General features: G+C 60.3%; 19 protein-coding genes. 8 read left to right on the forward strand and 11 right to left on the reverse strand.

Going from position 1 to position 20,142, the window contains the following annotated elements; genetic code table 11:
• Position 1 precedes the first annotated feature (1 nt).
• The 4 genes from ileS (at position 2) to ispH (ending at position 4,869) form a co-directional block, all read left to right on the forward strand.
• Positions 2 to 2,833, forward strand: coding sequence for an isoleucine--tRNA ligase (ileS, locus tag UIB01_RS04235; RefSeq protein ID WP_038657173.1), 2,832 nt, complete (start codon positions 2 to 4; stop codon positions 2,831 to 2,833).
• A 36-nt stretch (positions 2,834 to 2,869) separates the two neighbouring features.
• Positions 2,870 to 3,373 (forward strand): signal peptidase II, encoded by a 504-nt coding sequence (lspA, locus tag UIB01_RS04240; RefSeq protein WP_038657174.1) that lies wholly within the window; start codon positions 2,870 to 2,872, stop codon positions 3,371 to 3,373.
• Positions 3,366 to 3,803 (forward strand): FKBP-type peptidyl-prolyl cis-trans isomerase, encoded by a 438-nt coding sequence (locus tag UIB01_RS04245; protein WP_038657176.1) that lies wholly within the window; start codon positions 3,366 to 3,368, stop codon positions 3,801 to 3,803. Before lspA ends, UIB01_RS04245 begins: the two co-directional genes overlap by 8 nt.
• Before the next feature lie 121 nt (positions 3,804 to 3,924).
• Entirely contained in the window at positions 3,925 to 4,869 is a 945-nt protein-coding gene (gene ispH / locus UIB01_RS04250) for a 4-hydroxy-3-methylbut-2-enyl diphosphate reductase (protein WP_038657178.1), read from the forward strand.
• A gap of 223 nt (positions 4,870 to 5,092) precedes the next feature.
• Here ispH and UIB01_RS04255 read toward each other — a convergent pair whose 3' ends face one another.
• The 7 genes from UIB01_RS04255 to UIB01_RS04285 all read right to left on the reverse strand — a co-directional run bounded on the left by UIB01_RS04255 (position 5,093) and on the right by UIB01_RS04285 (position 12,434).
• Positions 5,093 to 5,536 (reverse strand): type IV pilin protein, encoded by a 444-nt coding sequence (locus UIB01_RS04255; RefSeq protein ID WP_080695048.1) that lies wholly within the window; start codon positions 5,534 to 5,536, stop codon positions 5,093 to 5,095.
• Positions 5,537 to 5,540: 4 nt separating this feature from the next.
• Complete coding sequence (locus UIB01_RS04260; RefSeq protein ID WP_196247250.1) at positions 5,541 to 9,260, reverse strand: pilus assembly protein; 3,720 nt, start codon at positions 9,258 to 9,260, stop codon at positions 5,541 to 5,543.
• A gap of 11 nt (positions 9,261 to 9,271) precedes the next feature.
• Positions 9,272 to 9,877 (reverse strand): PilX N-terminal domain-containing pilus assembly protein, encoded by a 606-nt coding sequence (locus UIB01_RS04265; protein ID WP_038657180.1) that lies wholly within the window; start codon positions 9,875 to 9,877, stop codon positions 9,272 to 9,274.
• Positions 9,874 to 10,722, reverse strand: coding sequence for a PilW family protein (locus tag UIB01_RS04270; protein ID WP_038657182.1), 849 nt, complete (start codon positions 10,720 to 10,722; stop codon positions 9,874 to 9,876). Before UIB01_RS04270 ends, UIB01_RS04265 begins: the two co-directional genes overlap by 4 nt.
• Positions 10,719 to 11,270, reverse strand: a complete 552-nt coding sequence (pilV, locus tag UIB01_RS04275; protein WP_038657184.1) for a type IV pilus modification protein PilV — start codon at positions 11,268 to 11,270, stop codon at positions 10,719 to 10,721. Before pilV ends, UIB01_RS04270 begins: the two co-directional genes overlap by 4 nt.
• Positions 11,271 to 11,278: 8 nt before the next feature.
• Positions 11,279 to 11,770: a GspH/FimT family pseudopilin gene (locus UIB01_RS04280; protein ID WP_038657186.1), complete on the reverse strand. Its 492-nt coding sequence runs from the start codon at positions 11,768 to 11,770 to the stop codon at positions 11,279 to 11,281.
• 166 nt (positions 11,771 to 11,936) lie between these two features.
• Positions 11,937 to 12,434: a GspH/FimT family pseudopilin gene (locus tag UIB01_RS04285; protein WP_038657188.1), complete on the reverse strand. Its 498-nt coding sequence runs from the start codon at positions 12,432 to 12,434 to the stop codon at positions 11,937 to 11,939.
• Between the two features lie 152 nt (positions 12,435 to 12,586).
• On the opposite strand from UIB01_RS04285, the gene thiO reads away from it, so the two are divergent.
• The 3 genes from thiO to speA all read left to right on the forward strand — a co-directional run bounded on the left by thiO (position 12,587) and on the right by speA (position 16,252).
• Complete coding sequence (gene thiO, locus UIB01_RS04290) at positions 12,587 to 13,696, forward strand: glycine oxidase ThiO (RefSeq protein ID WP_038657190.1); 1,110 nt, start codon at positions 12,587 to 12,589, stop codon at positions 13,694 to 13,696.
• Positions 13,697 to 13,844: 148 nt separating this feature from the next.
• Positions 13,845 to 14,216 (forward strand): translation initiation factor Sui1, encoded by a 372-nt coding sequence (locus UIB01_RS04295; RefSeq protein WP_038657192.1) that lies wholly within the window; start codon positions 13,845 to 13,847, stop codon positions 14,214 to 14,216.
• Positions 14,217 to 14,338: 122 nt separating this feature from the next.
• Entirely contained in the window at positions 14,339 to 16,252 is a 1,914-nt protein-coding gene (speA, locus tag UIB01_RS04300) for an arginine decarboxylase (RefSeq protein ID WP_038657194.1), read from the forward strand.
• A gap of 15 nt (positions 16,253 to 16,267) precedes the next feature.
• On the opposite strand, the gene UIB01_RS04305 is transcribed toward speA, so the two are convergent.
• The 3 genes from UIB01_RS04305 to UIB01_RS04315 form a co-directional block, all read right to left on the reverse strand.
• A complete protein-coding gene (locus UIB01_RS04305) occupies positions 16,268 to 16,726 on the reverse strand; it encodes a DUF2214 family protein (protein WP_038657196.1) in 459 nt (152 codons plus the stop codon).
• A gap of 2 nt (positions 16,727 to 16,728) precedes the next feature.
• Positions 16,729 to 18,102 carry an MATE family efflux transporter gene (locus UIB01_RS04310; RefSeq protein ID WP_038657198.1) on the reverse strand — a complete coding sequence of 458 codons (1,374 nt, stop codon included), beginning with the start codon at positions 18,100 to 18,102 and terminating at the stop codon, positions 16,729 to 16,731.
• Between the two features lie 106 nt (positions 18,103 to 18,208).
• The gene (locus UIB01_RS04315; protein WP_038657200.1) at positions 18,209 to 18,502 is read right to left on the reverse strand and encodes a hypothetical protein; all 294 of its coding nucleotides are present in this window, start codon (positions 18,500 to 18,502) and stop codon (positions 18,209 to 18,211) included.
• Positions 18,503 to 18,734: 232 nt separating this feature from the next.
• On the opposite strand from UIB01_RS04315, the gene UIB01_RS04320 reads away from it, so the two are divergent.
• Entirely contained in the window at positions 18,735 to 19,667 is a 933-nt protein-coding gene (locus tag UIB01_RS04320; protein ID WP_038665409.1) for an SdiA-regulated domain-containing protein, read from the forward strand.
• Positions 19,668 to 19,686: 19 nt separating this feature from the next.
• On the opposite strand, the gene UIB01_RS04325 is transcribed toward UIB01_RS04320, so the two are convergent.
• Positions 19,687 to 20,136, reverse strand: a complete 450-nt coding sequence (locus UIB01_RS04325; protein WP_038657202.1) for a DMT family transporter — start codon at positions 20,134 to 20,136, stop codon at positions 19,687 to 19,689.
• Positions 20,137 to 20,142: the final 6 nt, after the last annotated feature.

The raw sequence follows: 20,142 nt of genomic DNA on the forward strand, positions 1-20,142 counted from the left end.
AATGACCGATTACAAAGCGACCCTCAATCTGCCGTCCACGGCATTTCCGATGAAGGCCGGTCTGCCACAGCGCGAGCCGGAGATTCTGCAGCGCTGGAACAGCATTGACCTGTACCGGAAGCTGCGGCAGATCGGCGAAGGTCGCCCGAAGTTCGTCCTGCACGATGGCCCGCCGTATGCCAACGGCAACATTCACATCGGCCACGCGGTGAACAAAGTCATCAAGGACATGATCGTCCGCTCACGCACCCTGTCTGGTTTCGACGCGCCCTATGTGCCGGGCTGGGACTGCCACGGTCTGCCGATCGAACACAAGGTCGAGACCACCTACGGCAAGAACCAGCCAGCCGACCTGACCCGCGAGCGCTGCCGCGCCTACGCCGCCGAGCAGATCGAAGGGCAGAAGGCCGACTTCATTCGCCTCGGCGTCCTGGGTGACTGGGACAACCCGTACAAGACCATGGACTTTGCCAATGAAGCGGGGGAAATCCGCGCCCTGGCCAAACTGGTCGAAGGCGGCTTCGTCTTCAAGGGCCTGAAGCCGGTGAACTGGTGCTTCGACTGCGGTTCGGCGCTGGCCGAGGCGGAAGTCGAATATCAGGACAAGAAATCCGATGCCATCGACGTCGCTTTCGAGGTCGAGGATGCCGACAAGCTGGCCGTCGCGTTCGGACTGACCAGCCTGGCAAAGCGCGCCAGCATCGTGATCTGGACCACCACGCCCTGGACCATACCGGCCAACCAGGCGCTCAACGTGCACCCTGAGTTCGTTTACGCGCTGGTCGACACCGGCGAGCGCCTGCTGGTGTTGGCTGAGGAACTGGTCGAGTCCTGCTTGCAGCGCTACGGCCTGTCGGGTGAAATCATCGCCCGTTGCGAAGGCAAGGCGTTGGAGCTGATCCGCTTCCGCCACCCGTTTTACGAGCGCTTCGCCCCGGTCTACCTGGCCGATTACGTCGAAACGGGCGCCGGTACCGGTATCGTTCACTCGGCGCCGGCCTACGGCGAGGACGACTTCCGCTCGTGCAAGCACTACGGGATGGAGAACGACGACATTCTCGGACCGGTGCAGAGCAACGGTGTCTACGTCTCGGACCTCCCGTTCTTTGGTGGCCAGTTCATCTGGAAGGCCAACCCGGCCATCGTCGAGAAGCTCGCCGAGGTTGGCGCGCTGCTCAAGCACGAGTCGATCCAGCACAGCTACATGCACTGCTGGCGGCACAAAACCCCGCTGATCTACCGCGCCACGGCGCAGTGGTTTGTCGGCATGGACAAGGTTGCCCACGATGGCAGCTCGCTGCGCCGTCGCGCGCTGGATGCCATCGAGCAGACCGAATTTGTCCCGGCCTGGGGGCAGGCGCGCCTGCACGGCATGATCGCCGGGCGCCCGGACTGGTGCATCTCGCGCCAGCGGACCTGGGGCGTGCCAATCCCGTTCTTCCTGCACAAGGAAAGCGGCGAGCTGCACCCGCGTACCGTCGAGCTGATGGAGCAAGTGGCGCAGCGTGTCGAACAAGGCGGCATCGAGGCTTGGTCGAAGCTCGACGCAGCCGAGTTGCTCGGCGAGGAAGCTGCACAGTACGAAAAGATCACCGACACCCTGGATGTCTGGTTCGATTCCGGCACCACCCATTGGCATGTGATGCGCGGCTCGCACCCCATGGGCCACGAAAGCGGCCCTCGTGCCGATCTCTATCTGGAAGGCTCCGACCAGCATCGCGGCTGGTTCCATTCCTCGCTGCTGACCGGCGCCGCCATCGACGGTCATGCGCCGTACAAGGGGCTGCTCACCCATGGTTTCACCGTGGACGAGAACGGCCGCAAGATGTCGAAATCGCTCGGCAATGTGATCGCGCCGCAGGAAATCACCGACAGCATGGGCGCCGATATCCTTCGTCTATGGGTCTCGGCCACCGACTATTCCGGCGAGATGGCCGTTTCCAAGCAGATCCTGCAGCGCAGCGCCGATGCCTACCGGCGTATCCGTAACACCGCACGTTTCCTGCTCTCGAATCTCGACGGCTTCGATCCCGCGCAGCACATGGTGCCGAATGATCAGCTGATCGCCCTGGACCGCTGGGCCATCGACCGCGCACTGCTGCTGCAGCAGGAAATCGAAGAGGCCTATACGACCTATCGCTTCTGGAACGTCTACCAAAAGGTGCACAACTTCTGCGTGCAGGAGCTGGGCGGGTTCTACCTCGACATCATCAAGGACCGCCAGTACACCACTGGTGCCGACAGCCTGCCACGTCGCTCCTGCCAGACCGCGCTGTATCACATCGCCGAAGCGCTGGTGCGCTGGATTGCGCCGATCCTGGCGTTTACTGCCGAGGAAATCTGGCAGTACCTGCCGGGCGAGCGTAATGAGTCGGTGATGCTCAACACCTGGTACACCGGCCTGACCGAGCTGCCACAGGACGCCGAGCTGGATCGCGCCTTCTGGGACAAGGTCATGGCGGTCAAGACCGCGGTGAACAAGGAACTGGAAAACCAGCGTGCGGCCAAGACCATTGGCGGCAACCTGCAGGCGGAAGTCACGCTATATGCAGAAGACGCGCTGGCTGCGGAGTTGGCCAAGCTGGGCAACGAGCTGCGCTTCGTGCTGATCACCTCTGCCGTCGATATCGCTCCGCTGACTCAGGCGCCAGCCGAGGCCGTGGAGAGCGAATTGGCCGGCCTCAAGTTGGTGGTCAAGAAGACTGTGCACAGCAAGTGTGGTCGCTGCTGGCATCATCTCCCGGACGTCGGTTCGCATGCCGAGCATCCGGAGATCTGCGGTCGCTGCGTGGAGAATATCGAAGGCGCAGGTGAGGTCCGCCACTATGCGTGATACCCGCCGGACGATCAGCAAGCCGGAGGCTGCACAATGAGTGCGCGTTTCGGCAGGCTCGCCTGGCTGTGGCTCAGCGTGCTGGTGATCGCCCTTGATCAAGCTACCAAGCATTACTTCGAAGCCAATTTCAGCCTGTACCAGAAGGTCGACCTGATTCCGGGCTATTTCGCCTGGACACTGGCCTACAACACCGGCGCGGCATTCAGCTTTTTGGCCGATCACAGCGGTTGGCAGCGCTGGCTGTTTGCAGTGATTGCGATTGGTGTGAGTGCTGTGCTGGTTGTGTGGCTCAAGCGTCTGAAGCCGAGCGAAACCTGGTTGGCCGTCGCGCTGGCGCTGGTGCTGGGCGGCGCCATTGGCAATCTCTACGACCGCGTAGTGCTTGGTCACGTGGTTGATTTCATTCTGGTGCATTGGCAGAACCGCTGGTATTTCCCTGCGTTCAATATCGCTGATAGCGCCATCACCGTCGGTGCCGTCATGCTGGCGCTGGACATGTTCAAGAGCAACAAGACCGGAGAAGCTGCACATGACTGAACAGCGCATTGGGCCGGACAAGGAGGTCACCCTGCATTTCGCGCTTGGCCTGGAAACGGGCGAGCTGGTCGACAGCACGTTCGACAAGAAGCCAGCCACCTTCAAGGTGGGTGACGGCAACCTGCTGCCGGGCTTCGAGCAGCAACTCTACGGGCTCAAGGCGGGTGACAAGCGCACGTTGCAAGTTGCGCCAGAGCAGGGCTTCGGCCAGGTCAACCCGCAGAACGTGCAGGTCATGCCACGCAGCCAGTTCGCCGGAATGGAGCTTTCCGAGGGGCTGATGGTCAGTTTTCAGGATGCTGCGCGTACAGAATTGCCTGGCGTAGTGAAGGCGTTCGATGACAATCAGGTCACCGTCGATTTCAATCACCCGCTGGCTGGCAAAACCCTGACGTTCGAAGTCGAGATTATCGACGTCAAACCGGTATAACCGGCTTCCCGCTAGCGGAGGCGCTCGCTTCCGCTAGCTGATGAAGGGCATCCGAGAATGCCTGCACCGTAATCGCGTTACACTCCCCCCGAAATCAAACCGTCGCGTGCCGAGACTCACCATGCAAATCAAACTCGCCAACCCTCGCGGCTTCTGCGCGGGTGTAGATCGCGCCATCGAAATCGTCAACCGTGCCCTGGAAGTGTTCGGGCCGCCGATCTATGTGCGGCATGAAGTGGTACACAACAAGTTCGTGGTCGAAGACCTACGCGCGCGCGGGGCAATCTTCGTCGAAGAGCTGGACCAGGTGCCGGACGACGTCATCGTCATCTTCAGCGCCCACGGCGTTTCACAGGCCGTGCGACAGGAGGCGGAACAACGCGGCCTGAAGGTGTTCGACGCCACCTGCCCGCTGGTGACCAAGGTGCATTTGGAGGTGGCCAAGTACAGCCGTGATGGACGTGAGTGCATCCTCATCGGCCACCAGGGCCACCCGGAAGTCGAAGGCACCATGGGGCAGTACGATGCGCGCAACGGTGGCGCGATTTACCTGGTAGAAGACGAGGAAGACGTCGCCCAGCTGCAAGTGCGCGACCCCCAGGCGCTAGCGTTCGTCACCCAGACCACGCTGTCCATGGATGACACCAGCCGCGTCATCGACGCGCTGCGCAGCAAGTTCCCAAGCATCGGCGGGCCGCGCAAGGATGACATCTGCTATGCCACCCAGAATCGCCAGGACGCGGTGAAGCAACTGGCCGATGAATGCGATGTGGTACTGGTCGTAGGCAGCCCGAATAGCTCCAACTCTAACCGCCTGCGCGAACTCGCCGAGCGGATGAGTACACCGGCTTATCTCATCGATGGCGCAGAAGACCTCAAACGCGAATGGTTTGAGAACATCGAGCGCATCGGCATCACTGCCGGCGCATCAGCACCTGAGGTGCTCGTGCGTGGAGTGATCGAGCAGCTGAAGGAGTGGGGCGCCACAGGTATGGACGAGCTGGAAGGGCGGCCGGAGAACGTTACGTTCTCGATGCCGAAGGAGTTGCGGGTTAAGGCTGTTTGACCTGCCGTGAGTCATGCAACGAGGCCCACAGGGATCACTGATTAACTTAGCCTCCCAATAACGGCTTAGCCGTGTCGCGTTTTGACCGGGTCTCAGTGTGCTCAAACAAAACATAACTGATTAGACGAAAACCCCGGCCAAAGTGCCGGGGCTTCGTCAGCTCTACGGCCTTTTGACAGGCCCTTTTAAACGCTAAGGGGGGACGCCCCTCTCAATTGAAGGCTTAGCGCCAACACTCCGCCGCGGTCTTCCCGCTGCCGGTCCTGTCTTTAGCTCCCAGCGCGTTCAGGGTTAGGTTGCCACACTTGGTGTCGCCGAACTGTTGTTCTGCCGTAAGCGTATAACCGCCGTCCCCATTGTCCGTACCTACAGATAGCGTGTATTTGCCAGTTTCTGAGGTACTACCGTTCTTCAGCCCCAACTTGGCTATATCGGCGTCTGACGTGATGTAGGCATTGTTCTGACCGAAGTAACGCTCTTGCCGAGCGGATGCGTCACTCAGCAGGGCCTGGCCTTCTGTGCGGTTACTGCGCTTGACGTACTCGTCGTAGCTTGGATAAGCGATCGCGGCCAGGATACCGATGATCGCGACCACGATCATGAGCTCAATCAGGGTGAAACCGCGCTCGTCACGCTTCATGGACTGCTCCGTCAATACTGGATTCATTTTGTTATTCCTGTTCGATCCGACGCCAGCTTTGGCGGCCTAGGCTTGCCGGGTCCGGGTAGACATTGATGCATTCCTGGCCTGTGCAGTACTGGTATGTCCCGTCGGAATCCTGGGAAAGCGTACCGCCGCCCTCGCCATCCTGACGAACCGCTGAGACATTGGTCGTACCGATATCCGTGGTTGGTATGTAGTCAAAGGCATTGTGAGAGGTTCTGCCGCCAGTGAAGGGATTGATGGCATAGGTCCAGTTGTTCGCGCCATCACCGCACGGGTCGTCATTTGGAATCAGCGACTGGAAGAAGATCGTGCGGCCCAGCTGCGACATATTCTCCACCACCATTTCTCCTTGGCTCTGACGCAGATTTAGATACCAGCCATTCTGCGCCGATTGGGTGTCGCTGCCCTGCCAGCTGACATTGTTATTGCTCAGTACAAGGCCTTGGCGCGTGATGCCGTTGGCCTCGACTGTGGTTTGGGTTGTGATCGTCTGCTCCTGCAAGCTGCTGCGAGCGATATTCGGGTCACTTGCTTCCTCGCCCAGCGTCTGCTTGTCCCAGATGCCGTAGACCGTTTGGGCGAAACTCTTATCGCCTTCCTTGTCACCGGTTTCGAAGAACTTGCCGGTACCGAATACGACCAGATAGCCGAAGCCGGTGGGGTGGAGCACTAGGCTTGGTGCGGATGTAATGGGCTGACGACCTTCGGTCCCGGTGTTTGCCACGGCGCTGAACAGTGGTTGGCCGCCAAAGGCCACCTCGAAGTCATCAATGGCGTTTTCGCTATCGTCTTCGGTGGTGAAGGGCACCGTATCGCTACGACCGTTACGCAGCAGATCGAAGCGCCAGAGGTTGCCCTGAAGGTCTCCGGCATAGGCGTAGTCCGCCACACCGTCGGCGTTGTAGTCGGCAAGTTTGGGAGTCGAAAGGCCATTCGCAACGCCGTCCACACCCTCGACTTCCAGACTGGTAAGGAGGGTGCCCTCCATTGCATCGACTATAAACAGTGCCGCCTTGCCGTTGGTGTTGTTAGCGCTTTCGTAGCCGTTGCCGAACACCACGCCCCAGGTGCCAGTGTGTAGACGCGCGATGGTGGGTTGCGAGAAGCTGTAGCCCATCTTCGCTGCGGCATCGTCCGGCAAGCTGCTGTCGTCAAACTCCCAAAGGAGCTCTTCGCTTCCTGGGGTTGTAATGTCCAACGCAAATATTGATTTGCCACCGGCTTTCAAAGTGCCAACCAGGATGGTGCGCCACTCTGTGCCGTTGTAAACGTCGGCTACGACTGGACTGCCATCCACGTAGAACTCATGACTGTAGTTGGTACCGGTCAGCTTGTTGAGCTTGGCGAAAACGGCGCTGGGAACGAAGGCAAACTCCTCGACACCGGTCAATGCGTTGAAGCCGTGGAGCATACCGTCATTGCCGCCCACATATACGCGAGGCGTCCGCCCTGCGATATTAGTTGCAAACGTCGAATAAGCGGTATTGCCCTCCAGTCGATTACTGAAGTTGACGAGGTAGCGGGGCCCGGATACCACCGCAGGGCTGGATGAATAGAAGTCACCTAGGACGCTGCTGCGTTGACGGAACGTGGAGTTCTCACCGCTGCGGTTGCCACGAAGATACTGCAAGCGCTGTTCCCCTCTGGCGTCTGGAAGATTGCTGTTCTCCGGATCGCGGCTGAGCAGATTGGCAAGCGTGCCGGCAGTGCTGGCGGAGCCGGCGTTGTCCCAAGTGAAGTCCACTAGGCCGCTGTTCGTGCTGCCGGCCATTTTTATGGTCCGGCTTTGCCAGCCGGGCACTTGGCTCTTGGCACTCCATATTTCGGAAGTTTCAAAGGCGTTGTTTTGGGCGTTCCAGGCTTTCTCGAAGCGCTTGACGTCGCCAGACCAGTTGTCGTCGCTGGCATAGGATGTCTGGTATGAGACGGTTTTGACCGTGCCGTTGTTGTTTTCGTCCGTACTGACTTGGCCGGAGTTGATGGCAGGCCGCGCTGCTGTGGATTTCCGATCAGCAATTCGGGACAGGATGTCATCGAAGGCCTGAACCATTGCTTCCGGGCTGTCGACACTAAAAAACTCGCCGCGTGAGTTGATGGCAGCATGCCAAAGGTCATAGATGTTGTTGGCGCTGCCGCTGGAAGCTGCAGGCCAGGTGGCCGTGCCGGCAACCAAACTCGCGTAGCCTTGCCCAGCGAACGTGCTGCCGGCCCAAGGGACATCTGCATTGTTCAGGGATTCGGTTAGGCCGAGACCCATCACGAAGTTGGTCATATGCTGCCAGGTCGCCGGATCGTTTCGCGGATCCCAGTAGTCGGCTGCGGTATCGCCACTTTTGAAAGGTATGTATGCCGGCAAATCATTGTCTAGATCTGGGTTAAGGTCGGTAGCCCAGTAGTGCATAGCTAAGTCGGCCAGCGTATTGCTCGTGCTGTCGTAATAGGGCTTGCGCTCACTATAAGCACGGCCGTCAGGCAGGGTGAAAGTTGCAGCATCATGACGAAAGTTGCTGGGCATTGTAGTGGTGGCGTTCCATTGCCCGTCGGTCATCAGAATGTGGTAGCTGGCGCGGCAAGCGTAGGTGTTCTGACTGGTATTGCCTGTGCCGTTAGGGTTTTTCTGCCATGGTGTGCCGGTAGTATAGAACTCGCCCGCACGTTTTAGCGCCGCTGGCAACGGCGTGCTCTGGTTAAACTTGATGTCTTGCAGCCATGCGTACAGCTGCCCCTTATGAGCTGGTGAATAGTCTTTGAGCGAGTTGTTATAGCAGTTGGCGGCGTCAGTCCCAGTGAAACTGGTGCAGTTGCCCAGCCCTTGCCAAGTGAGGCGAACCGAGGGGGAAAGGTCATAGAACGCCAGCGCCGCTGCGGAAATGGTGGCTAAAGCGCGGTTGCGGTAGAACGAGTACCAATTGGCGAAGTTTTGCTGTTGGTCGTTGTTAACGAAGTTCAGACGGTAGCAGTTGTCGTCAGCCTTGCTGCAGTTGCTGGCGAGGGTGGCGTCATATGTGTAGTAGTAGGCTGGGACGCCCGCTTGTGTCCAGCTGCCAGTGTAGCGATCATTGCCGCTGTCATATGAACAGCTTCCGCTTGACCAGCCATCGATTGTGGCAGTGCAGGTTCGGGTTGGGTTCCAGCCTCCGGTATTAGCCCCGCGGGTAATCGTGACGGTTTTTCCAGCGTTTGAGCAGGTTTTGGCTTGGCCAATATTTAAAGCGGTGACGTAGCAGGTGGGAAAATCGGCACTAGGGTTTTCCCCTAGGCGGTTGTTCGTATTGTTGTAGCCGTAAGTGGTGGCCTGGCTACTGAGCAGATCATAGCTCCATGTGAATTTGTAATTGCTGCGTAGATCTATGCTGCCGTAGTTGCTTTTGTAACCGTTGAGTAAGGCAGCGCTATAACTGGTAGACAGTTGCTGTTCTGTACCGCTCGTATCGAACACGATTGGTGCGTCATAGCTAATGTTGGGATTGAAATAAAGTGGATTGAAATCACTCGATTTTGCCCGTCGAGTGGCGTGCAGGCCATTGATGTTATCCGGGGCGAAGGCCCAGCGCATACTGCCTGAGTCATCCAGGGTCAGCGCCATGTTCGGCGGGACACCAACGGTGAGGCTCAATGGGCTTTGTGACACAGCTGCAAAACTGTTGGCCGCGCTGAGCAGGGCTACGCCAAAAAGAGCGTATGAGAGCGTCTTAACGCGAGAATAAGGATGAAAACGGGACATGATGTCGGCTCTCAATTGTTAAGGCCAAGGTAGATGTTGGCGTGGGTCGACTGCAGGTAGAGGGCGTCGCCGGTCTTGCCATTGTTGAGATAGAAATAGGTGCCACTTCCCTCGCCGCGTCCGCCGTACTCGGCGTTTACAGCAGCGTTACCTGTTTCAGCCGCCAGGATGCTGTTGTAGTGGGCGTCTGCCTCGGTATCGGTTTCAGGGTCTGTGCCGCGATAAGGCATCCAGACGTTCGAGGTGGTTAGGAGATCATCGCCGTCGGTCGTTTGGGGCTGGTCCACGAAGGCCAGCAGGCGATCTGTCTTGATTTCAAGCAAGCAGGGACTATTGATTCCATTGGTTTTCAGGGTGTTCGTCGCTAAGCAGTTCGCCGCTTTGGCTTCAAGCTTGTCGGCCAGGTTGCCGGGACCGTAAAAACGAAACTCGGCTTCGCGCAAAGCCGCATCTGCAATGCTTTGGGTCTTCATGTCGTGAGCGCGGTTGGCGGTGATGCGAGACTCGAGCGTTACCCCGCGCATGCTGCTGACGGCCAGTACAGTTAGCACCAGTAGCATGACGAGGGAGACGAGGAGCACCGCTCCGCCCTGAGAATTGCGGGAAATGGGCGTCATGGCATGAGGTTCCTGATGGTTTGCGTGGCTCCTGCCACCTGATAGATGCGTTTGTTATCTGCTTCTTCCAGTCGGGTCTGCGCATCTGGTGAGGCTTCTACCAGCCAGTCGGTAAGAACCTTCGAATCGCCGTCGCGCTGTCCCGCGCGGCTGGCGAGCAGCAGCGCATAGCGCACGCTACGGATCGCTCCGCTAGTGGGTGTCCAATCTGCTTGCTGGATGAAGGTGGTGACTTCCTTTTCCAGCATGTCAGTCTTGCCTACACCGAAGTCCAAACGCAGGTCCGCAATACCGCGGAGTACCTCGCCGTACTGCGGGGTGGTGGCGTTGAGGCTTTTGCACAAAAGGCGGCCGTCCTGCAGCTGATCGTCGCTGCTGGGCTCGAACTTGAACGCCAGAACGGTCAGGTCGCCTGCGTCAGGCGGGGAAGAAGGGAAGGCTTCGTCATATACAACCGAGCTAGCGGTGCCCTGACAGTCCAGCTCGCCGCTGACCTGTGGCTGATATCGAATGCAGAAGCCGACTCCTACACTTGGATCCAGCCCGGTCGCGGCATGTCCTGCATTGAACGCAAGGCATCCGCCGGAAGCGGGGCGGGAGGGAAAGACGATGTCCAGCAACGCTGACGGTGTCCGGCGATAGCCGGCCTTACCCAGATAGTCGTTAATGACTAATGCGGCGAAACGGCTGTTCTCAACGTTTCCGGCCTGATTCTGCTGGAAGACGTAGTTTCTCTTGTTGTCGATATAGACTTGCGTAATACCGAGGATTAGAAAGCTGCTGATCGCTAACGCAATCAGCAGTTCCACCATGGACAGGCCGAATTGATGTTTAGTGTGGTTCATGGTTCTACCCGAACTGTATAGCTGCAAACTTCGGAGTTGTCCGCGTCGAGGCATGCGCCGTCACGAACTTGCCAGGCCAGGCGGATTTCAAGCATTGAGCCCTTGCCGTCGCAATCACCTGGATTGGAGCTGCGGCAGACGTACACGTCGCTATCGAATAGTTCGCTGCCGCCTGGCAGCAACGCTTCAACCTTGTCTGCCCAGCAGTCGCGCAGTTCTTTTGCTGTTTGCGCGATTCGGCTCGGGCTCGCCACGCAGCTCTCGCGATCGTCGAAGTCATCGCCGGCGGCTTTGTAAAAAATGGAGCTGCCTTTTAACCCGCTGTTCATAGGAAATTGCGGCGGCGAAGTGTTGAAGAGCTCTTTCGGGTGCGCTCTTACAATTTCGATCAGGTCGCCGGCCAGGACGATGGCTGTGTTGCGCTGTACCGAGTCCTGGGTGTATTGGATGCTGCGCCCCTGCAGGGCCACCATGCCGAGTACACCGATGGTGGTTAGCAGTAGAGCTACCAGCACCTCGATCAGGCTGAAGCCGTTATTTGTTTTCATTGGGTTCCTCATGGTGTGCAGCTGTCCAAAGCAGCGCCGGCCTTCCTGCCGCGCGGATAGAGAACAACGCCGCCACTAGCTTGCACTTCGAGCAGATAGCCGGTGGCCGGGTCTGATTCTCGGCATATTGTGAACTTGGCCGTTGTAGCGGTGCCGTTGGCCCGGAAGAGCAGTTTGTCGTCACTCAGAGCTGAGCTGAGAATTTCCGCGTGGGCGGGGTTATGCTCCAAGACCCGCTCGACCTCGCCGCTTCCCGCTTTACTGATTTCCCAGGCCGCGTCGCTCTTGATCTGTACTTCGTATGTCTGTCGGTTGAGGACGGCTTGTCCGCGCGCGTGTTGCAGGAAGATGACTAGCTCTTCGGCCTTGCCTTGCACCTGATTGCTACGGATCAGGTCGTTGAAGCTCGGGACGGCGATGGCTGCGAAAATGCCCAGTAGCGCCAACGTGATCATTAGCTCGACCAGGGTGAATCCGTGCATGTCGGTTGGGCGTGACATGATGTACTCCAGGAGAATCGTGAGCGGATGATGCAAACGCGTTGGTGTCTTGTCCGCATGGGAAAGATGGTTGGCACATTTATGCAGATAGGCGGTCGGGCGTCCGGTTTGCGTTGTGGGAAGTTGTGACGGGGTCGATGTTTGTCGCGAGTTCGAGGCGCCCCGCCTACTGACACAGGCTGGCTTTCTCTCGGTTCTCTGCTGGTAATGCCTGCCGTACTCGCCCTTGGCGGCTGATAATCAGCTGCCACGCTACCTGCTGTCGGTAACATTGATAAAAGCGTCCATTGCTAGTGGGTGTTGTACCGTTGTCGCGAAAGCGTATGTTGTCGCTGAACCCTTGCCAGCGCAGGGCGTCATGAGTTGGAAGCCGGGTAAGCTGCAATATCTGGCCGCTCGATGTGCGTACAAGCCAACCGTCCGCCCAGTTTGCAGAGCACTTCTTTCCGTCAGCAGTGCCGCATACGTCAACGGTACGGCGTTGGGTGATCGCTTGGGTGCGGGCGTTATGCAGGATCTTCTCTACTTGATCTTTCAGCGCTTCCTGACGGTTTCTTGCAATCATTTCGCCGGCTGCTGGAATGGCTATCGCTGCGGCGATACCCAGTATCGACAATGTGACGATCAACTCTACAAGCGTGAAGCCTTGATTTCGGTTCGCCATAGTGCGGTTCCTTTGCACGTATGATGCTCAGCCGTCCTGGCTGCTGTTTGTGTATTGGCGTTCGCGAGATACACGACGCTCTTTTAAAGCAGCCTGCCCGTCAGTCCAAGTGAGGACGGGCAGAAATGTGAACCAGATGGTTGGAGAGGCATGTGAATCAAGAAGTGATCGTTGTCGGTGGCGGTGTCATCGGGTTGTTGTCCGCCTATCGCCTGGCTCAGGCAGGCACGTCGGTGTTGCTCCTGGAGTCGGGTGATGTTGGTCGCGAAGCTTCCTGGGCCGGCGGCGGGATCGTGTCGCCGTTGTATCCGTGGCGTTATAGCCCAGCAGTCACGGCGCTGGCGCATTGGTCGCAGGATTTCTATCCGCAGCTTGGCGCGCGTTTGCTGGAGGAGACGCGCGTGGACCCCGAGGTGCATGTGACGGGCCTCTATTGGCTGGACCTGCATGACGAGGCCGAGGCGCTGAGTTGGGCTGAGCGTTATGGCCGGCCGCTGACGTCGGTGTCGATGGAGACAGTGCACCAGGCAGTGCCTTCGCTGGGTGAGGGTTACGAGCGCGCCGTCTACATGGACGGTGTCGCCAACATTCGCAATCCCCGTCTGCTGCGCGCCTTGCGTGAAGCGCTGCGGCAGCTGCCGAATGTAAATGTGATCGAGCAGTGCCCGGTGGAAGGTTTCCTGCGCGATGGCGCGCGCATCGTCGGTGTGCAGACGGCGCAGGGTGAGATGCGGGCGGAGCAGGTTGTCGTGGCTGCGGGCGCCTGGAGTGCACAGCTGCTGGCGACGCTAGGGCTGGAGATTCCGGTCAAGCCGATGAAGGGGCAGATGATTCTCTTCAAGTGCGCCGAGGACTTCTTGCCGAGCATGGTGCTGGCCAAGCGGCGTTACGCGATTCCGCGGCGCGACGGCCATATCCTGGTTGGCAGCACGCTGGAAGATGTCGGCTTCGACAAGACGCCGACCGAAGACGCGCTGGAAAGTCTCAGGGCAACAGCGATCGAGCTGCTACCGGCGCTGGCAGACGCGCAAGTGGTCACACACTGGGCAGGGCTGCGTCCGGGTTCGCCGGATGGCGTCCCTTATATAGGACCGGTGAGCGGTTTCGACGGACTGTGGCTGAACTGCGGGCACTTCCGTAACGGACTGGTGCTGGCGCCAGCGTCCTGTCAGCTGCTGGTCGACCTGATGCTTGGGCAGGCGCCGATCGTGGATCCATCTCCTTATTTGCCGACCGGGCGTATCGCCGATCAGAAGGGTTGAACGGACGTTCGCAAGGTTCCCCGTTCCGTAAGCAGTCCGGGTTTCGTACCGCCGCCCGGACTCTGTCCTGCTACCAACTCGCATTGCTGGTAAATTAGCCGGCACTTCGGCTCTGCCAGGCAGAGCCAGATTGGCGAGTGAGGTTTGTGTGGCGAAGAAAACCACTTCCCTGGCCGGCCTGAGCGGGCTGGTCTATTCCACCGATGCCGGTCGGCATTGTCCTGAGTGCAGTCAACCGCTGGGTAGTTGCATCTGCAAACAAAGCGTTGTTCCCGAAGGCGACGGTATTGCGCGGGTGCGCCGCGAGAGCAAGGGGCGGGGCGGCAAGACGGTGACGACCATCAGTGGCGTTCCCTTGCCCGAGGCCGAGCTCAAGGAGTTCGCCAGCGCGCTGAAACGCCGCTGCGGCACTGGCGGCGCGCTGAAGGATGGCGTCATCGAGATCCAGGGCGATCACGTTCAGCTGCTAATCGACGAGCTGACCAAGCGCGGCTTCAAGGCCAAGAAGTCCGGTGGCTGAGCGTCCATGTGACACCTCCACCAATTTTCACCATTTTCCGCATATCGGCTGTCGAAGCCGCATAGCCTTCGCCGCGCGGTTCTGCTCGCTGCGAAACACTCAATTTCTTCCGGGAGGCCTTGATGCCTGTACGACGCACACGTAAAGACGACGGTAGCCAGTGGACCGCTGCCGACAGCCGCAGCATCTACGGTATCCGCCACTGGGGCGCTGGGTATTTCGCAATCAACGACCAGGGCAATGTCGAAGTGCGCCCGCAAGGTCCGAGCGGCGAGCCGATCGAGTTCAACGGGCTGATCGAGCAATTACGCGAGGCGGGACTGTCGCTGCCGTTGCTGGTGCGCTTCCCCGGCATCCTGCAGGACCGCGTGCGGCGCCTGACCGGTGCCTTCGATGCCAACATCGAGCGCATGGAGTACGCCGGCAAGTACACCGCGTTGTACCCGATCAAGGTCAACCAGCAGGAAGCGGTGGTGGAGAACATCATCGCCACGCAGAACGTTTCCATCGGCCTGGAGGCGGGTTCCAAGCCGGAGCTGATGGCGGTGCTGGCGCTGGCGCCGAAGGGCGGCACCATCGTCTGCAATGGCTACAAGGATCGCGAGTTCATCCGCCTGGCACTGATGGGCCAGAAGCTCGGGCACAAGGTATTCATCGTCATCGAGAAGGAGTCCGAGGTCGGGCTGGTGATTGAGGAGGCCAACGAGCTGAAGCTGACGCCGCAGGTCGGTCTGCGCGTGCGCCTGTCGTCGCTGGCATCGTCCAAGTGGGCCGACACCGGTGGTGAGCGGTCGAAGTTCGGCTTGTCTGCGGCGCAGCTGCTCTCGGTGATCGAACGCTTCCGCGCGGCAGAAATGGACCAGGGCATCCGCTTGCTGCACTTCCACATGGGTTCGCAGATTGCCAATCTGGCGGACTACCGTCAGGGCTTCCGTGAGGCTATCCGTTACTACGCCGAGCTGCGCGCGTTGAACTTGCCGGTGGATTACATCGATGTCGGCGGCGGACTGGGGGTCGACTACGATGGCACCCACTCGCGTAATGCCAGCTCGATCAACTACGACATCGACGAATACGCCGGTACCGTGGTCGGCATGCTCAAGGAGTTCTGCGAGGCACAGGGCCTGCCGCACCCGAACATCTTCTCCGAAAGCGGACGGGCGATGACGGCGCATCATGCGGTGCTGGTCATGCAGGTCACCGACGTCGAGCGGCATAACGATGAGCTGCCGGTGATCGACAACCACGACGAACTGCCGGAGATCGTTCAGTCGCTGGCCGATCTGCTCGGGCCGACCGACCCGGAAATGGTCACCGAGACCTACTGGCGCGCTACCCACTACATGAGCGAGTCCAGCGCGCAGTACGCGTCCGGCAAGCTGACCCTGGCGCAGAAGGCGCTGGCCGAGCAGAGCTACTTCGCCATCTGCCGCCGCCTGTACAACCAGCTCAAGGCCCGTCAGCGCTCGCATCGGGCGGTGCTCGACGAGCTCAACGACAAGCTGGCGGACAAGTACATCTGCAACTTCTCGGTATTCCAGAGCCTGCCGGACACCTGGGCGATCGACCAGATCCTGCCGATCGTACCGCTGCAGCGTCTGAGCGAGGAGCCGGTGCGGCGCGCCGTGCTGCAGGACCTGACCTGCGATTCGGACGGCAAGATCAAGCACTACGTCGACGAGCAGAGCATCGAAAGCAGCATGCCGGTGCATGAGGTCGCGCCTGGCGAAGAGTACTTCCTCGGCGTGTTCCTGGTCGGTGCCTACCAGGAAATTCTTGGCGACATGCACAACCTGTTCGGCGATACCGACTCGGTGAACGTCTATCAGCGTGAGGACGGCAGCTACTACCACGCCGGCATCGAGACCCACGACACCATCGAGGACATGCTGCGCTACGTGCACCTGTCGCCCGAGGAGCTGATGACCTACTACCGCGACAAGGTCGCCAGCGCCAAGCTGAGTGCCAAGGAGCGCACCCAATACATTGACGCGCTGCGTCTGGGGCTGACGCGTTCCTCCTATCTGACGCCGTGATTGACCAGCCCGACGTCAGCCGGGCATGACGCCAAAGCCGCGCGCCATCAGCGCGGCCAGCAACGGGATCAGCAGGAGCAGTAGCAGCTCCAGGCGAATGGTCAGCTTGACCCACCTGGCGCTGCTGTTCGACATGATCGGTGTCTGGCCTGCGGACAAGGCCGGGCGCCAGCGCAGGAACGTCAGGGTGGGATAGATGGACAGTACGGCGACCACCACGAACAGGCCGACCTTGGCGTGGAACAGGCTGTTCTTCAGGTAATAGTCCAGGCCTTTGCCATAGAGGATTGCCCGGGCGGCTCCGCTGGCCAGTACCGCCGCCGCGGTGATGCCGAAGGCGATGTCGATGCGAAACAGGCTGCGCGCGCGCTCCAGCGTCAGCGGCTGACGGAACAGCTGGTGCTCCAGCAGCAACAGGGCGAAGAGCAGGAATATCGCCAGAAAATGCAGGTAGGCGGCGATGGCGTAGGCCATGTTCAGCGTCCTTCAGAGTGTGTGGTGCTCGGCGCGCCCATGGTAAACCAGGCTCCACGGCGCTGCAGGCGCTGGGCGAGCACCCCCAGGCAGACGCCGCGCATCAGCATGAAGCTCAGAAACGCAAGCCACAAGCCATGATTGCCCAGGCCCTGCAGCAGCCAGCCCAGTGGTAGGGTCAGGCCTACCGCTAGCAGCATGCTGTTGCGCATCTCCTGTGCGCGGGTCGCACCGATGAACAGCCCGTCGAGCAGATAGCTCCAGACCGCAATCAGCGGCAACACCGCCAGATAGGGTAGGTAAGTCAGCGCGGTCGCGCGGACCTCGGGAATGTCGGTCTGCAACTGGATAAAGAGATGGCCGCCAAGCAGGAAGAACAGGCCGAAGGCGACGCTGGCCAGCAACGACCAGCCGCCCGCGACCACCATCACCCGCTGCAGCGCGTTGTGGTCGCGGGCACCGATGGCATGCCCGCTCAAGGCTTCCACGGCATGCGCCAGCCCATCAAGGGCGTGGGCGGTCAGCAGCAGACCATTGAGCAACAGCGCGTTGGCGGCGACCGTCGCATCGCCTAGGCGCGCGCCCTGGACCGTCACCAGAAAGAACACCAGTTGCAGCGCGAGCGAGCGCAGGAAGATGTCGCGGTTGACCGCCATCAGCGGCCGCCAGCTCAGCCAGCGGCGCAGCGCACGAGTATCGAGTCGGCCGGGATAGCGGGTCAGCGCATTGCGGGTAAGCGTCAGGCCGAGCAGCGCGCCGCTCCATTCGGCGATCACCGAGGCGCGCGCGGCACCGGCCACGCCCCAGTCGAGGCCGAGCACGAACCAAAGATCCAGCGCCACGTTGATGAGGTTCGTGGTCAGCAGGATGGCCAGCGGCGCGCGGGCATTCTGGGTGCCGAGGAACCAGCCGATCAAGGCGTAGCTGGCCAGAGCCGCTGGCAGGCCGAACAGGCGCGTATGGAAATAATCGCGGGTGAGTTCGTCCAGTTCGGCAGACGGCTGCATGAGCTGCAAGGCTGCGCCTTTCAGTGGTACGCCGATTGCGCCCAGCAACAGCGCGATACCCAGCGCCAGCAACAGCCCCTGCAGCAGAATCTGGCGCAGCGCGCCGCCATCATTGCGGCCGGCAGCCTGGGCGGCGAAGCCCGTCGAGCCCATGCGCAGAAAGCCCATCACCCAGACCAGCAGCGTATAGAGGCTGCCGCCGACGGCCACAGCACCCAGCTGGTGCGCGTGCGGCAGATGACCAATCACACTGCTGTCCACCAGCGCGACCAGCGGAACGGAGAGATTCGAGAGGATCATCGGCGCTGCCAGCGCCCACACCTTGCTGTGGGTGGGCGCATCGCGCCAGGCGGCAAGCATGCTGGACATTTCGGGCCTTCCGGGACGGCCTGGCACTATACGTGGCATCCCAAAAGGAGGAAAAGCCGGCCGGCTCGCTAGCCGGGGGCGTCCGTAAAGCGATTCGGCGGGCAGCTTAGTGGATCAGCCAGCTCAACAGCCACAAGCCGAGGAACAGCCAGATCAGTCCGCCAATGATCGAGCCGCGAAAGAACGCGCGGACGGCGGCGACCAGCAACAGCAGGCCGATGGCCAGCGCTACCAGGCTGATCAGCGAACGGTCCATGCCCAAAGTGCGCGAGAGGCCTTCGAGAAAGTTGTGGCCGGCTCTGGCGAAGAGGCCGAAGAAATCACCCAGTGCTTCGACAATGAACCGTATGACGCTGCCGAGCGCCTGTCCCAGCCATTCAAAGAATCCTTCTACCCGCATGTATCACTCTCCCGAACCGATCGATGGCGGTGCATAAAGCACAGTCCTGGGCATTGGGCTGTCCCGTATGCCCGAGAGTTCCAAATTGCGCCGGCGAGGCAGGAACCAGTGGCCGGGAGAACTAGTCCTATTGTCGCTGCATGGGCTGCGCTGGACTGTCGCGTCAGCCTTCACGCAATTGCAACAAGCTCCAGGCAGCCTGCCTACGATTCCCTGAACGAGAACATCGATGATGCGAGCCCTTGCCCGAGCGCAACTGGGACGATTTGCGACGCTGCGTCCGGCCTGGTGGTACGGCTGCGCTCTTTTTGGCCTGCTCTACGCCGCCGCCACCGTTCACCTCGATGAGCGCTTGTTCTACACATTGAAAACCACCTGGCATGAAAGCAGCTGGGAGCGGCGCAGTCTGTGGCTACCGGAATACCGGGTGAAGATCGAAGCGCTACCGGTGGCTACGGTGGGCAACAACCTTTCCGGGCTGACCTATGACGAGCACCGCGATCATCTCTGGGCCGTGGTCAACAATCCTGAAGAGTTGTTGGCGCTGGGCCGTGATGGGAGCTTCATTGCACGCTATCCGCTGCAGGGCTTCGAAGACGTCGAGGGCATCACCTATCTGGGCGATGACCTGCTCGTCGTGGCCGAGGAGCGCCAGCAGTCGCTGGTCATCCTGCCAGTCCCGAAAATCGCCGGGCCGTTGCGGCGTGCCGAAGGCCGTTCCATAACGCTGGCCTTGAATGATGCGGAAAACTCCGGTTTCGAAGGCGTCGGTTACGACCGAGCGGGTGACCGCCTGTTCGTGGTCAAGGAGCAGTCTCCGCGCAAGCTCTACGAGATCCAGGGCATCAAGCGCAGCCTCTCCGGCGCTATGGACATCAAGATCATCGACCGCCAAGCCTGGATCGAGAAGCTGGACATGGCCAGCGATCTGTCATCGGTGCATTTCGACGAGCAGACCGGCCACCTAGTGCTGCTCAGCGACGAAGCGAAGATGATGCTTGAGCTCGATGCCGAGGGCGAGCTGGTCAGCTTCCGCTCGCTATGGAGCGGTTTTGCCGGGCTCGAACGCAGCGTGCCGCAGGCCGAAGGCATGACCTTCGATGCGAGCGGTAACCTTTATCTGATCAGCGAACCCAATCTGTTCTATGCCTTCGAGCATGAATGATTGAGGCCGGGCGCGGCTGCTAGCCGCGCTGGATCAGCCAGACTCCGCCGAAGATCAGCAGCAGGCCGGCGACCTTACCCAGGCTGATGCTCGATTGACGAAAGCCGGCCCACCCGAAGTGATCCAGCAGCAGGGCTACAAATAACTGGCCTGCCAGCAACAGCGCCATGAACAGCAGCGCACCGGTGCGTGGCGCCGCGAACGCGGCCGTGGCGATGAAGAATGCACCGAGCAAACCGCCAGACCAGTGCCACCAGTTCAGGCCCTTCAGCGTCTGCAGGGCGGGTACGTCACGCTGGATCAGCACGATGACGAACAGGGCCAGCGTTCCCACGGCGAATGACAGCAGCGCCGCCCCCATCACGTTGCCGAGCTGGCGCGCTACCTGGCCATTGATTCCCGCCTGCAGGGGCAGCAGGGCGCCGGCGATGAACGGCAGGGTGAGTAACCACCAGGCAACGGCAGGCATGTCGGG

The sequence above is a fragment of the Stutzerimonas decontaminans genome (genome assembly GCF_000661915.1).
In the GTDB taxonomy this organism is placed as follows: Bacteria; Pseudomonadota; Gammaproteobacteria; order Pseudomonadales; family Pseudomonadaceae; genus Stutzerimonas; species Stutzerimonas decontaminans.

Excerpts from the sequence above, each read along its gene's own strand:
- ispH (WP_038657178.1), top strand. The coding sequence starts at position 3,925 with ATGCAAATCAAACTCGCCAACCCTCGCGGCTTCTGCGCGGGTGTAGAT.
- UIB01_RS04320 (WP_038665409.1), top strand. The coding sequence starts at position 18,735 with ATGCGAGCCCTTGCCCGAGCGCAACTGGGACGATTTGCGACGCTGCGT.
- UIB01_RS04245 (WP_038657176.1), top strand. The coding sequence starts at position 3,366 with ATGACTGAACAGCGCATTGGGCCGGACAAGGAGGTCACCCTGCATTTC.
- UIB01_RS04315 (WP_038657200.1), bottom strand. The coding sequence starts at position 18,502 with ATGCGGGTAGAAGGATTCTTTGAATGGCTGGGACAGGCGCTCGGCAGC.
- UIB01_RS04310 (WP_038657198.1), bottom strand. The coding sequence starts at position 18,102 with ATGTCCAGCATGCTTGCCGCCTGGCGCGATGCGCCCACCCACAGCAAG.
- lspA (WP_038657174.1), top strand. The coding sequence starts at position 2,870 with ATGAGTGCGCGTTTCGGCAGGCTCGCCTGGCTGTGGCTCAGCGTGCTG.
- pilV (WP_038657184.1), bottom strand. The coding sequence starts at position 11,270 with ATGAAAACAAATAACGGCTTCAGCCTGATCGAGGTGCTGGTAGCTCTA.
- ileS (WP_038657173.1), top strand. The coding sequence starts at position 2 with ATGACCGATTACAAAGCGACCCTCAATCTGCCGTCCACGGCATTTCCG.
- speA (WP_038657194.1), top strand. The coding sequence starts at position 14,339 with ATGCCTGTACGACGCACACGTAAAGACGACGGTAGCCAGTGGACCGCT.
- UIB01_RS04280 (WP_038657186.1), bottom strand. The coding sequence starts at position 11,770 with ATGTCACGCCCAACCGACATGCACGGATTCACCCTGGTCGAGCTAATG.
- UIB01_RS04270 (WP_038657182.1), bottom strand. The coding sequence starts at position 10,722 with ATGAACCACACTAAACATCAATTCGGCCTGTCCATGGTGGAACTGCTG.
- UIB01_RS04255 (WP_080695048.1), bottom strand. The coding sequence starts at position 5,536 with ATGAATCCAGTATTGACGGAGCAGTCCATGAAGCGTGACGAGCGCGGT.
- UIB01_RS04325 (WP_038657202.1), bottom strand. The coding sequence starts at position 20,136 with ATGCCTGCCGTTGCCTGGTGGTTACTCACCCTGCCGTTCATCGCCGGC.
- UIB01_RS04285 (WP_038657188.1), bottom strand. The coding sequence starts at position 12,434 with ATGGCGAACCGAAATCAAGGCTTCACGCTTGTAGAGTTGATCGTCACA.
- UIB01_RS04305 (WP_038657196.1), bottom strand. The coding sequence starts at position 16,726 with ATGGCCTACGCCATCGCCGCCTACCTGCATTTTCTGGCGATATTCCTG.
- UIB01_RS04260 (WP_196247250.1), bottom strand. The coding sequence starts at position 9,260 with ATGTCCCGTTTTCATCCTTATTCTCGCGTTAAGACGCTCTCATACGCT.
- UIB01_RS04265 (WP_038657180.1), bottom strand. The coding sequence starts at position 9,877 with ATGACGCCCATTTCCCGCAATTCTCAGGGCGGAGCGGTGCTCCTCGTC.